The following is a 12,481-nucleotide window of genomic DNA, read 5'->3' on the forward strand; positions in this document are numbered from 1 at the left end:
CTATCGGGAAAGGAGAATCTCTGCAGTCTCCGGTTTGTATGTCCACCCTTTCGGGAGCTTTCCGGTTCGTGTGTAGTATTTCACCAGTCGCCTGACCTTGGATTCGGTCAGCTGGAGCTGGCGCTTGTTATGAACATCCTTTTTATTCTCAGAGAGATGTCTGCGCAAGCCAAGTGCCTTCTCCATCAGGTTCCTGAGATCTTCGGGGATGTCTGAAACAAGGTTGTTCTCTTCAAGGATTGTACCAAGACGCTTGCCTGTCGCCTTTTTGATGTCAGGGACACCATATTTGTCCCGCAGCACCATTCCAATGACGGATGAAGAGACACCTTCCTTCTTCATTTCAATAACCTGTTTCTCGATCTCCGCGAGATCGGTGTTGAACCATTCCGGAACGTCCTTCCTGTTAGGCCGGACTGAACCCGATGATCCTCTCCGTCGTGCATGCATTCGTGCCATGTATACCTCGAAATTGTTGTTTATAGCCTGCCGTGCAGAAGAATCCTGCAGGAGTGTCTGGCAGCTGCCATTCACTGTAAGTCACGAAAAGAGCCGAAACTGACTCGCCGTAATCCCAAGCCCCCCCAAAAGGAGCAGTGCTGAAGAAGCACGTCGGACTTACCTTAGCCAGCACATAATGTGCGGTATACTATTCATCAGGCAGTATTTTAATAGTATCGGAAAAGAAGAGCTGGGTTTCATCCAGCAGGCGAGTCTGCCCCTCCGGGATACATGCCAACATATGGGGCATTGCAGTCCCCGTGTTCAGGATAAAGAGGCGTACCCGAGACCAGTTGATAGTCATCGAACCAGTATGCATCCGGGTTCCGTGTGCAGACCATGACTTTGCCCATCTCTCTTGGATTGGCAGCCTGGTGATATTTCAGCACGATATGATCATCTGTGCAGGCGGCTATCTCGATCTTGCCGGTTGCATGCGACATCACAAACCGCACACGTTTTGCAATACCTGAGACCCTGGCACGCGCCTCTTCAAATATCCGGTACCCCTCCTCTACCGGGACCGCATAGATATGATTGCCATGGGTCGGGCGGCACTGGAAGATATAGTAGGGTGAAATGCCGATAAACGAGAGTTTCTGGAAGAGTTCTGCCAGCACATCAGGAGAATCGTTAATGCCACGGAGAATTGGCGTCTGGTTCAGCACCATCACCCCTGCATCAGTGAGAGCGGTGACTGCTTTGACTGCTTCTGCTGTGATCTCGCGGGGATGCGTGAACTGGCTCATCACGTAGATCCGCTTCTCTGGAAGGCTGTACTCCTGCAGGAGATGAAGAAGATCCGGATCCTCTGAGATCCGCATCGGGTTGTAGGCAGGTAGCTTGCTCCCGATCCTGATAATACTGACATGATCGATCCTGCGAAGCTCTTCGATAATCTCCCTGAGCTTCCCTGTCCCAAGCATCAGGGGATCGCCGCCTGTGAGGAGGACGTTTGTTATCTCGGGATGATTTCTGATATAGTCAATACCAGCAGAAACATCCGGGGAGACTTCGTCTGCACCAGATACAAAGAGCCGTTTTCTGAAACAGTACCGGCAGAGTCCCCCGCACGAATCAGATACCAGGAGAAGGCCTGTCCGTGCATACTTGTGCTGAAGTCCTGGTGCATGCGTATAGGCCGATTCAGATGAGGGGTCGAGATTGCCTTCCTCCTCCTCGATCTCACCGGGATCGGGGATCACAAGCCGCCTGATCGGATCTGCTGGATCCGACCAGTCGATAAGACCCAGGTAATAGTCACTCGCCTTGAAGGAGAACCAGTTCAGAACCGCACCTATCTTTTCCCGCTCTTCACTTGAAATCCCTGGGATTTCCGATACAGATGTAATATAGCGTGTTTTCATAATAATCACCTCCGCTCAGGATACCATGATCGCACCGGACCAATTTCGGTACAACTGATAAAACGGCACACCCCTGACCAGGGCATACAAAGAAGGATGCACCTGCAGTCACGTGACCGATAATAACTCTAGAAAGCCAGGTACCTGTGGCATGCAATAGTATATAAAATTTGGCTGAAGCCACCCTGATAAGACTGAAATGAGCTCTGATAAAAAAATAGAGAAGAATATAAGCTTTTTATTTTTTATGTTTTGACTTTTTTCCCTTTGGTTTTGCCATTGAGATAAGGTCGACAACGTAGCTGCCATCCTTTCCAACACCAATCACCCGTTCATCAGACTGGACCAGTTTCTCAATATTCAGCTCATAGCTGCCCGGACCCACTATCCTGACGCTCTCGACACGATCATAAAAGTCATCCTGCTTTTTCCTCTGCGTTTTTACTTCCAGAACAGGTTCGTTCGTCTCGGTTGCAATATCCTCGATGGACTTCTCTTCAAGGACATCCTTATGCCTCACCCTGTCACTGACATACAGGAACTTCTTTCCGTCACAGCTCGGACATCCCCTCAGAATCTCAGTTGAGCCATCCCGAAACTCACGGCCGCACTGGGTGCATTTGTGAGGCATGGTATCTGATCACCTCCCTGAAGAGAGAGAGGCCCAGGCAACAAGCCGGTCTCGCTCGATCTTCAGCATCTTCAACTGCCCAGCAGGTCCAATGACCGTCATCCGGCCCTGCGGCTTCTTCCGACCACCAAATATCTTCGCAAATATACCGCCGGATTCTGCTTCACTTCCCGGGTAGGTCTCCATCTCAATTCCCGAAAAACCGCCTGGCCGGATCTCCATCATCGTATACTCAACAAGAAGACTCTGTTCATCTGGTGAAAGCCCACGTTCAAGGACAACGACATTCCCGAGCATAACTGAATCGAGGATCGTCCGGATCTTCTCCATTCCGGTCAGGTTTTTGAGTCGGTCTGCCGAGATCAGTTCAATCTGTACTCCCTGTATCATTGGTATCACCTGAAATGTTCTGTCATAATATCGTAGAGCTCATCCATATTTGTCCCTTCAAGCCCTGATACAGAGACAACCGGATGCTGCGGAAACGCACTCTTTATCCTGGAAGGTGCGGCATCCGGGAGATCGGTCTTGTTCGCGAGGATAACCACCGGCAGGTCCCTGCTCTCGATGATACCGACCATCATGATGTTCACCTGCATGAAGGGATCAAGCGTGCTGTCCATCACGTAGATGACACCGTTGATATCCTCCCTGAGCCAGTGCATCGCTTCGGCAACACCCTCGGTTGCCTCACGGGCACGGGTGATCGCCTCATCCTGTTCAAGTCCGTATTCAAGGAACTCATGGTAGTCGATCTTGGTTGTCACACCGGGAGTATCGACGATATCAAGAGCAAGCGTATTCCCGTTTGCACCGGTGATCACCACATCCTCCCTCCGCCGTGCCCGGCGGGTTTCGTGAGGTATCTCGGAGACCGGGCCGACTGCATCACCTGAACAGTCCCTGACGATGCGGTTTGCCAGCGTTGTCTTCCCGGCATTTGGCGGACCATAGATACCGATCCGGGATCTCGACCTCCGGAATATTGACTGGAAGAATCTTCTGAATCTGTTTTTTGCCCGACTGAACATACTCATCTGTCATCCCCTTTTCCACAAGATGCTTCAGACTCCTTTCTTCTGCTTTTTGATATCATAGAAATCGATAGTACCTGTACTCTTCTTTCGATTACTAATAATACTACCCTCCAGCCAGCAACAGCTTTTCCGGGATACCAGGCAGTTTCCGGGTATCAACAGATCCCTGTCATTTCACCACAGGGTCTGCCTGTCGAATCATTTTAATATGGGCATCGCGTAGTAGTTGTGTCCATCAGCGGAAAGCAGAAGACGGAGGTGAAATAGAAATGAGACATAGTGATAACATGGATTTCGAGACACGCATCCCGGTTCGGGAAGTGATGAAACTTCATCCAACCACAATCGATGCATACGCCACAACGGCTGATGCGGCCAGGGCAATGTGCCGTGACGAGGTTGGGAGCTGTATTGTGCTTCAGAACAACCTTCCAATCGGTATTGTAACCGAGGAGGACTTCAACTGCAAGGTAATGGCCAAGGACAGAAAACCTGGCGAGGTATATGTGAAGGACGTCATGAGCACCCCGCTGATTACCATTGGTGGAGAGGCAGTAATCGCAGACGCCGCAAAGATGATGGTAAAGAGCCGTGTCCGGCGGCTTCCTGTGGTTGATGCGGACCAGAAGGTAATCGGTATGATCACCGTCCGGGACATCCTCGGCGTGGCAAACGAGATCAACGAGATCATGACAGATCTGATCGTCATCAACAGGATGAACGACTACCATGCCGGAATCTGTGACCGCTGCGGAAGCATGTCAGATGATCTGGTCACATTCGACAGCCAGACTATCTGCCCGGTCTGCCGTGAAGAGGAGTCAATCCTATGAAAGTCGCCCGAGATCTGATGATTGAGGTCACGACCCTTCAGGCAGACGAGTATGTCACCCGGGCACGGCAGATCCTGCGGGATGATGTCCATCGGGAGATCTTCATCACCGATTCAGATAACCAGCTTGAAGGGAAGATCACTATCACCGATGTCCTGAGAGTGATGGATACACGATCCAATGTCACTATTGCAGGTTTCATCAGCCATGCAGCAGCTGTTCCAATGGAGGCACCTCTTGAAGATGTTGCATCAGCCATTCTCGCATCAGAAGCAGACAGCGCAGCTGTTGTCAATGCAAAAAATGAATGCATCGGGGCCATTCTGCTCAGGGATCTCTTCCCGATCCTGGTCTCCCGCCATGAGATCAAGGGCAGGGTTCTCGATGTTATGACAGAGCAGGTCATCTGTTCTGACGCAGACGACAGCATCCAGAAGGTCTATGCGACCATCCTCGATAGTGGCTATGCCTCCCTGCCGATTGTCAGTAAAAAGGAGATTGTCGGGATCATCTCCCGCCGCGACCTTGTAGAAAACGGCAGGATCAGGCATTCCATTGGGAACAGCAAAAAGATCCCCATCAACCGCGTCATGAACACCCCGGTTATCACAACCGGCCCGGATGCTATGGTATCTGATGCCGCAAACCTCATGATCACCCATGATATCAGCCGCATGCCGGTTGTCAGGGACAGGGTTATCGTCGGCATTCTGGATCGCCATGATGTCCTGAAAACCCTTGTCAAAAAGGCGTGAAGGAGTCAGCATGCACGAGAGAAATACAGGCCAGAACAAAGGTGAGCGTCACCTTATGATGCAAGGCAAGATGAATCGTGGATCAGTAGAGTTTAAATCCCGTCCGGCTGAGCGGAAAGGCGGCATAATGTCCATCGCAACACCGGATGTAATCTGTGTTCCGCCGACGATGACCATCTGCGATGGTGTGGAGACGATGACCCGGGAGGGTTTTCGGAGGCTTCCCATCACAGATGCCGGCAGCGGGCACCTCCGCGGGATCATCACGGTCTCAGATATCGTCGATTTTATGGGCGGTGGAGACCGGTTCAACCTGGTGACAAAGAAACATCATGGAAACTTTGTCTCAGCAATCAATGACAGCCTGAGAACGATCATGACCGAACAGGTCATGACACTGTCGGAATCAGACGGTATCGAGGATGCAATAGACCTGATCGTCCTGAAAAGACACGGTGGAGCCCCGATCATAAATGCCGATTCAAAAGTCATCGGAATGGTGACCGAACACGATCTGCTCAAAGCCCTCTTCCATGGACAGAGTCTCCTTTCAGTAGAGGACGTGATGTCACAGGCACCACGGGTCACAAACCCCGACTGTTCGATTGCAGCGGTTGCAGAGCAGATGAACAAATACCGCTTCAGAAGGCTCCCGGTTGTCTCCGAAGATGTCCTCTTTGGAATCGTGACGGCAACAGATATCATGAAGTACCTCGGATCAGGCGAGGTGTTCCGGAAGCTGGAGACTGGAGATGTCGGTGAAGTGACGGCTCAGCCGATCCGCTCCATCATGAGCCGCAGCCTCCAGACAACAACACCTGATAAAAGCATCAATGAGGTGGCACGCGAGATGGTGCAGAAAGAGATTGGAGCGTTCCCCGTCACCGAAGAGTCACGCCTCATTGGAATGATAACAGAATTCGATCTTGTCAAAACACTCGCAAAGAGGTGAGACACCATGATAATCAGAGAGATGATGTCATCCCCTGTTTATGTTGTGGGCAGAAACGAGAATATCGCTCATGCCCGCAACATGATGCTGAAGCACAGGATATCAAGACTGCTTGTGATGGATGAGGATGAATCGCTTGCCGGTATCATCACAAAAAAGGATATCGCATACGGATTCCGGCAGACCGATCCCATCTGGAGAAGGAGGCCCATTGACAGGATACCAATTGAGGTGATGATGAGAAGAGAGCCGGTTACCATAGCGCCCCAGGCAGAGGCACGTGAAGCAGCGCACCTGATGCTTGCCAATGATGTCAGCGGTCTTCCGGTCACCGAGCTTGGGAAGGTCGAGGGTATCGTCACAAAGAGCGATATCATGGCATCCGGAGAGGTTGACCGGATCAGGGCAAAGGTCTCCGATATCATGGAGGACGTGATGACGGTATCACGCTACCACTCCCTGAACCATATTATCGACATCATCAGGGAGAGAAATGACAAGCTGCTTGTGGTAAACAATGACGGAACACTTGCAGGAGTTATCACGGAATCCAATATTGCATTCTATGAATACTTCGATCATATGGGCATTCCCGAGAAGGACATCACCCATCTGAGACGGCAGGAGAGCGGAGGGAGAAAAAGCCTCCGTCATGTCCGTCATGTCTCAGGGATAGCAGAGGACGTGATGTCCCGTCCGGTGAGGACAATCAACCCGGATGAATCTATAGCAAGTGCGATTGCGTTAATGAGAGAGCACCAGATCAACAGTATCATCGCTGTTTCCGATGGTGAGATCAGAGGGATATTAAAACGGGATGACATACTGAAAGAGGTAGCACAATGACAGCAGAGATAACTATCAGGGACGTCATGTCAAAACCCGTCAGTATTGCGAAATCGGCTCTTATAACAGAGGCGCTTGACCGGATGCTCGCAGACGGTGTCGACCCGATCATCGTCACCCACCAGAATAAGGTCATCGGTACAGCCTCCCGCCGGACAATTGCCGAGAAGATCGGCAGCAAGAAGACAGGGAATATTCCGCCAACCCAGATCCACGTTGCGAACGTGACCAAAGAGGACTTTACCTTTGCCTACCCGGATCAGGAGATCGATATCCTGATTCCGCTCCTCCAGAGCTACAAGATTGTTGTTGTTCTGGACAGTGAACACAAGCTTATCGGGAAAGTGACGATGGCTGATCTGCTCAGAGTACTGAAGCCCAACTGTCCGCTTGAGGATGTTATCGAGACTGCGCCAAAGATCGCACCTGAAGACCGGATTGTTCACCTTCACCGGAGAATGGTTGACGATTCCGCGACCAGGTTTATCGTCAATGACAATGGTATGATCCTTGGCATCGTCACCGAGACCGATCTTGCACGTGCAGTTGTCAGACTCAAAGAGATGGTTGAGGTGCGGCATCAGGATAACAGGATCCGAAACCTGATCGCAAAGGATATCATGAGCACCCCCGTCATCACGACTGACATGAAATCAACAGTCGAAGAGGTCATTGACCTGATGGCAGGAAAAAATATCAGTACGGTTCTCGTGACCAGCCAGGAAAAGCCAGTCGGCCTTATCACCCGGAGATCGCTTATTAAAGCGCTCTGAGAAGATAAAACGGCTCTTTTCTTCTTTTTTTACCAACACCAGAAAAGCCCCGTGAGGCAGCAGACCATATCCACACCCCTAACCATGCTGCCCGATAGCGCCTTTTAATACAGGGAGCAGTGCATGTACTCTGCATGGAGATGAACCCGACCACCCCGGTACAACCTACCGAGCAGATCAGCGAACTCCTTGATGCGATGAGCAGGACCGGTTTTCAGGGCCGGAAACTTGGTGAAGCATACAGGATATGGAGGGAGATGATCCGGGATCCCGACTGTACAATCCTGCTTGGCATCTCGGGCGCGATGGTGCCTGCAGGAATGCAGGAATGCCTCATTACCCTGGCAGAAAACCACTATATTGATGGTATCGTCTCAACCGGTGCAAACATCTTCCATGACATCTGTGAACACCTGGGCGTCCGCCACTATCGCGGCCACCACATGGCCGATGATGAAACACTTTTTGAGAAGGGGATCGACCGGATCTACGATGTCTTCGCCTATGAAGAGGAGTTCCGGGATATCGATTCCCGGGTCGAGCGCTATCTCGCATCCATTGCACCATTTAAGGGATCGAGCCGCGAGCTGATTGGCCGGATCGGTACATGGATCGCCAGTGAGAGACCAGAGGGGCGATCGCTCACCGCCACCTGTGCTGCTGAAGGCATCCCCATCTTTGTCCCTGCAATCGCAGACTCATCAATTGGGATCAGCCTGGTGATGGCACGGAGGGCAGGTGTTGAGGTCGAGGTCGACCAGATCGCCGATACCGACGAGATTACCCGGATGGTCGAGGGTGCAGGGAAGACCGGTGTCGTCTATATCGGAGGGGGTGTTCCGAAGAACTTCATCCAGCAGACCCAGGTGATAGCCTCAATCCATGAGCACGATCTCGGCGGCCATGCCTATGCGGTCCAGTTCACCACCGATGCCCCCCATTGGGGAGGGCTCTCCGGCTGCACCTTCGAAGAGGCGATCAGCTGGGGCAAGGAGACCGTGGACTCGCCCCGTGTCCAGTGTTTCTGCGACGCCACAATCGCCCTCCCCCTGGTAACCTCAGCCCTTGTTTTCTCCGGGATTCAGCGGACAGGGCGGAGTTGACCACCCATAACAATTAATACCTTTTTCTTCCAATAGTATAGAGCACTCATTTATGGAGCGGTGCCGGTACAGTGCACTGCGAGTGTCGAAAGATGCGTCGTCTCTGTTGAGGTAGCCAAGCCTGGTATGGCGCAGGTTTGCTAAACCTGTGTCCCCCTGGGACTCGAGGGTTCAAATCCCTCCCTCAGCGCTGTAAGAGAAGATACACGAGGAAGCTACAATGGAAGATACCGAACTGAATTACTTCGTACGCGTCAGCAATACCGATCTTGACGGCACAAAACAGGTCCAGATCGCGCTGACGGGCATCAAGGGCGTGGGTACCCACACCGCGCTCGTCCTGGCACGCAAGGCCGGCGTCAACACCCACGAGCTGATGGGCAAACTGTCAGATGAGGATGTTGACCGGATCCGGGCTGTTGTGGACGAGTACGTTGAGACAGTCCCGACCTGGATGATGAACAGACCAAAAGACCTCTATACCGGAAAACCCCGCCACCTTCTCGCCGCTGATGTCTCGCTTGCACATGACGAGGATATCAATATTATGAGGAAGATGCGCTGCTACCGCGGCATCCGTCATGATACCGGACAGAAGGTACGTGGACAGCGGACAAAATCCACTGGCAGGACAGGAGCGACTGTTGGTGTGTCCAAGAAGAAGAGATAAGGGGTGAAGACAAAATGGGATATCCAGGAAAGAACCACAAGCAGTATCAGTCCCCCCAGCGCCGGTTCGAGAAGGCGCGGATTGAGGATGAACGGAATCTGGCAATCAGCTTTGGTCTCAGGAACAAAAAGGAGATCTGGAAGGCAACCCACATTCTCCGCCGCCACAGGCAGGGTGCCCGTGACATCCTTGCGATGACCTCCGGTGGTGTCGAGGAAGGACGTGTTGAGGCACGACGTGAGGAGCTCCTCTCTCACCTTCAGAGATACGCCATCATCGGTGCCGGAGCAACAATCGACGACGTCCTGTCGCTGAAAGTCAACCACATCCTGGAACGCAGGCTCCAGACGATTGTCTACCGCAAAGGTCTTGCCCGTTCACCAAAACAGGCCCGCCAGCTGATCAACCACGGCCATATCGCAATCAATGACAGGCGTGTCTCGATCCCCGGGTACATGGTTACACGGGCAGAGGAAGACCAGATCAGTTATTACCAGTCGTCACCGTTCACCCAGGAGACCAACCCCGAGCGGGGCCGGATCAATAATGTGAGGGAGTAAGCATGGCAGCTGAGAATGACAAATGGGGAATTGCCCATATCTATGCATCCTTTAACAACACCATCATCACCGTCACCGACCTCTCGGGAGCAGAGACCATCTGCAAGAGCAGCGGCGGGATGGTCGTCAAGCAGGCACGGAACGAGAGTTCACCCTATGCAGCGATGCAGATGGCCACAAACGTCGCACAGGCAATTCGGGACAAGGGGTTCGTCGGCCTCCATGTGAAGGTCAGGGCGCCCGGCCGCGGAAAGCAGCGGAGCCCCGGTCCCGGAGCCCAGGCAGCTATCCGGGCACTTGCCCGTGCCGGTATCAGGATCGGCAGAATCGAAGATGTCACCCCTGTCTCGCATGACAGCATCCGTACACGCGGGGGCAGGCGGGGAAGGAGAGTCTGATGGAGATCGAATTTGGCAGGATCGAAGATTCCATTGCGCAGTTCACCTTAAGCGGCGCTTCTGAAGCATTTGCAAATGCGCTCAGGAGAGCGATGATTGGTGAGGTTCCAACCCTTGCCATCGACAACATCCGGATTTATGATAATACCAGCGTTCTCTTCGATGAGATGCTCGCACACAGACTTGGTATGGTCCCGATAAAGACGGATCTTGCGAAATTTGCACGAAAGGATGCATGCAGATGCGAAGGGGCTGGCTGTCCGATCTGCCAGGTCACCTTCACCATCACTGCCGAGGGACCAAAGACGGTCGTATCCGGAGATCTCGTCTCAGATGATGCATTAACCACCCCGGTTGACCCGGGCATCCCAATCGTTAAGCTCTGGGAAGACCAGAAAGTCGTCATCGAAGCGGTTGCGTACCTGAACAACGGTACCGAGCATGCAAAATGGCAGCCGACAGTCGCGTGCGGGTACAAGGAGTACCCGGTCATTGATATCAATGACCGATGCGACGGGTGCGGGATGTGCGTTGAGGAGTGTCCACGCGGCGTCCTCGAAGTGAAAGGCCGTGTTGTCCGTGTCGTGGATGGGAGACTTGAGGCCTGTTCACTCTGCCGTCTCTGTGAAAAGGCATGTATTGCAACAGGAATCGGCGATGATTCAGCGATTCAGGCAGGCGCAGACAGTACGAAGTTCCTCTTCATCATCGAAACCGATGGATCACTTTCGGCACAGCAGATCATTGAGGAGGGGCTCCGCTATATCAGAACCAGATCAGACACACTGATTGAAGCTTTACATGAAATATCCATGGAGGGACTATAGATGAAGAGAACGGGCAAGACAAACCCGCGCCTCGATGAAGTCATCAGGATGCTCAGAACCGCATCCAATACCAACGAGGCAACTATCTGGCGTGAGATAGCCTGCAGGCTTGACACGTCCAGCAGGAACTATGCCGAGGTCAATATCGGCAAGATCAACCGCTATGCACAGGGTGGCGAAATCATTCTCGTCCCCGGCAAGGTACTCGGAAGCGGCGTGCTGGACCAGTCAGTACGGGTTGCTGCACTGAACTTCTCCGAATCGGCCAGGGAGAAGATAATCCAGGCAAGCGGAGATTGTATGACAATTGAAGAACTGGTTATGGCAAACCCGCAGGGCAGCCGGGTCAGGATACTGAGGTGAAATTCCAAATGGCAACGATCATCAATGCTGAAAACCTGCTCCTCGGAAGACTTGCAAGCACTGTCGCAAAGCGTGCCTTACAGGGCGAGGAGATCGCCATTGTCAATGCAGAGAAAGCCATACTCTCCGGCAGAAAAGCAGAAGTCCTCCAGAAATACCAACAGAAAAGAGCCCGGGGATCTGTCGAAGGCGGACCGTTCTTCCCCCGCCGACCCGATCATATCATGAAGCGGGCAATCCGCGGTATGGTGCCGTACAAGACAGGACCTGGCCGCGAGGCGTTTGGCAGGATAAAAACCTATGTCGGCGTGCCTGAAGAGTTTGCAGGCATGGATATGGAAGTGATTGAAGAGGCACACCGCAAGAGGTTAAACAAGCCACGGTATGTCACGCTTCAGACCGTGAGCCAGAACCTTGGTGCAAAATTCTAGGAGGGGAGAATCGATGACAAAAATTATCAATACAAGCGGAAAGAGAAAGACAGCCGTTGCCCGCGCCACCCTGCGTGAGGGGAAGGGCAGGATCCGGATCAATTCGGTCCCCCTTGAGATCTATGGATCTGATCTGATCCGGATGAAGATTGCAGAGGCACTCGTCCTCGCACCCGGTGTCACAGACACTATCGACATCGATATCGATGTATCGGGTGGAGGTATCATCGGCCAGGCAGAAGCCATCCGGACCGCACTTGGCCGGGGCATCCTGGGCTGGACAAATGATCCCGCAATCAAGGAAGGGTACCTTGGATACGACAGGACCCTGCTCGTCAATGATTCGCGCCAGAAAGAAGCGAAGAAACCGCACGGGCGTGGAGCAAGGAAGAGATTCCAGAAGTCGTACCGTTAAATATCAGCAGGATAATAAG

Annotated in this window: 18 protein-coding genes and 1 tRNA gene; 14 read left to right on the top strand and 5 right to left on the bottom strand. The window is 52.6% G+C overall.

Annotated elements, in window-relative coordinates; genetic code table 11:
- From ABCO64_RS01935 to ABCO64_RS01955, 5 genes are all read right to left on the bottom strand, one after another.
- Complete coding sequence (locus ABCO64_RS01935) at positions 1-459, bottom strand: 30S ribosomal protein S15 (protein ID WP_253458006.1); 459 nt, start codon at positions 457-459, stop codon at positions 1-3.
- Positions 460-698: 239 nt separating this feature from the next.
- The gene (locus ABCO64_RS01940; RefSeq protein ID WP_253458009.1) at positions 699-1,868 is read right to left on the bottom strand and encodes a KamA family radical SAM protein; all 1,170 of its coding nucleotides are present in this window, start codon (positions 1,866-1,868) and stop codon (positions 699-701) included.
- A 238-nt stretch (positions 1,869-2,106) separates the two neighbouring features.
- Positions 2,107-2,499, bottom strand: coding sequence for a Zn-ribbon domain-containing protein (locus ABCO64_RS01945; protein ID WP_253458012.1), 393 nt, complete (start codon positions 2,497-2,499; stop codon positions 2,107-2,109).
- Between the two features lie 9 nt (positions 2,500-2,508).
- Positions 2,509-2,889 (bottom strand): DUF2073 domain-containing protein, encoded by a 381-nt coding sequence (locus tag ABCO64_RS01950; RefSeq protein ID WP_253458015.1) that lies wholly within the window; start codon positions 2,887-2,889, stop codon positions 2,509-2,511.
- A gap of 5 nt (positions 2,890-2,894) precedes the next feature.
- Complete coding sequence (locus ABCO64_RS01955; RefSeq protein ID WP_253458018.1) at positions 2,895-3,536, bottom strand: Era-like GTP-binding protein; 642 nt, start codon at positions 3,534-3,536, stop codon at positions 2,895-2,897.
- Between the two features lie 269 nt (positions 3,537-3,805).
- Between ABCO64_RS01955 and ABCO64_RS01960 the strand changes: the two genes are divergently transcribed.
- The 14 genes from ABCO64_RS01960 to ABCO64_RS02025 all read left to right on the top strand — a co-directional run bounded on the left by ABCO64_RS01960 (position 3,806) and on the right by ABCO64_RS02025 (position 12,462).
- Entirely contained in the window at positions 3,806-4,369 is a 564-nt protein-coding gene (locus tag ABCO64_RS01960; protein ID WP_253458020.1) for a CBS domain-containing protein, read from the top strand.
- Positions 4,366-5,124, top strand: a complete 759-nt coding sequence (locus ABCO64_RS01965) for a CBS domain-containing protein (RefSeq protein ID WP_253458023.1) — start codon at positions 4,366-4,368, stop codon at positions 5,122-5,124. The genes ABCO64_RS01960 and ABCO64_RS01965 overlap by 4 nt, the downstream gene beginning before the upstream one ends.
- A 10-nt stretch (positions 5,125-5,134) precedes the next feature.
- Positions 5,135-6,076 carry a CBS domain-containing protein gene (locus tag ABCO64_RS01970; protein WP_253458025.1) on the top strand — a complete coding sequence of 314 codons (942 nt, stop codon included), beginning with the start codon at positions 5,135-5,137 and terminating at the stop codon, positions 6,074-6,076.
- A gap of 6 nt (positions 6,077-6,082) precedes the next feature.
- Entirely contained in the window at positions 6,083-6,922 is an 840-nt protein-coding gene (locus tag ABCO64_RS01975) for a CBS domain-containing protein (RefSeq protein WP_253458027.1), read from the top strand.
- Positions 6,919-7,695 (top strand): CBS domain-containing protein, encoded by a 777-nt coding sequence (locus tag ABCO64_RS01980; protein ID WP_253458029.1) that lies wholly within the window; start codon positions 6,919-6,921, stop codon positions 7,693-7,695. Before ABCO64_RS01975 ends, ABCO64_RS01980 begins: the two co-directional genes overlap by 4 nt.
- 134 nt (positions 7,696-7,829) lie before the next feature.
- The gene (locus ABCO64_RS01985) at positions 7,830-8,798 is read left to right on the top strand and encodes a deoxyhypusine synthase (RefSeq protein ID WP_253458031.1); all 969 of its coding nucleotides are present in this window, start codon (positions 7,830-7,832) and stop codon (positions 8,796-8,798) included.
- Positions 8,799-8,903: 105 nt separating this feature from the next.
- A tRNA-Ser gene (locus ABCO64_RS01990) sits at positions 8,904-8,988 on the top strand.
- Positions 8,989-9,018: 30 nt separating this feature from the next.
- Positions 9,019-9,468, top strand: coding sequence for a 30S ribosomal protein S13 (locus tag ABCO64_RS01995; protein ID WP_253458034.1), 450 nt, complete (start codon positions 9,019-9,021; stop codon positions 9,466-9,468).
- Between the two features lie 14 nt (positions 9,469-9,482).
- The gene (locus ABCO64_RS02000; RefSeq protein ID WP_253458037.1) at positions 9,483-10,028 is read left to right on the top strand and encodes a 30S ribosomal protein S4; all 546 of its coding nucleotides are present in this window, start codon (positions 9,483-9,485) and stop codon (positions 10,026-10,028) included.
- A 2-nt stretch (positions 10,029-10,030) separates the two neighbouring features.
- Positions 10,031-10,426, top strand: a complete 396-nt coding sequence (locus tag ABCO64_RS02005; RefSeq protein ID WP_253458041.1) for a 30S ribosomal protein S11 — start codon at positions 10,031-10,033, stop codon at positions 10,424-10,426.
- Entirely contained in the window at positions 10,426-11,253 is an 828-nt protein-coding gene (locus tag ABCO64_RS02010) for a DNA-directed RNA polymerase subunit D (RefSeq protein ID WP_253458043.1), read from the top strand. Before ABCO64_RS02005 ends, ABCO64_RS02010 begins: the two co-directional genes overlap by 1 nt.
- Positions 11,254-11,616, top strand: a complete 363-nt coding sequence (locus tag ABCO64_RS02015; protein WP_253458046.1) for a 50S ribosomal protein L18e — start codon at positions 11,254-11,256, stop codon at positions 11,614-11,616.
- A gap of 8 nt (positions 11,617-11,624) precedes the next feature.
- Complete coding sequence (locus ABCO64_RS02020; RefSeq protein WP_253458049.1) at positions 11,625-12,047, top strand: 50S ribosomal protein L13; 423 nt, start codon at positions 11,625-11,627, stop codon at positions 12,045-12,047.
- A gap of 13 nt (positions 12,048-12,060) precedes the next feature.
- Positions 12,061-12,462, top strand: coding sequence for a 30S ribosomal protein S9 (locus ABCO64_RS02025; protein ID WP_253458052.1), 402 nt, complete (start codon positions 12,061-12,063; stop codon positions 12,460-12,462).
- Positions 12,463-12,481 lie beyond the last annotated feature (19 nt).

The sequence above is a fragment of the Methanocalculus natronophilus genome (genome assembly GCF_038751955.1).
GTDB lineage: Archaea > Halobacteriota > Methanomicrobia > Methanomicrobiales > Methanocorpusculaceae > Methanocalculus > Methanocalculus natronophilus.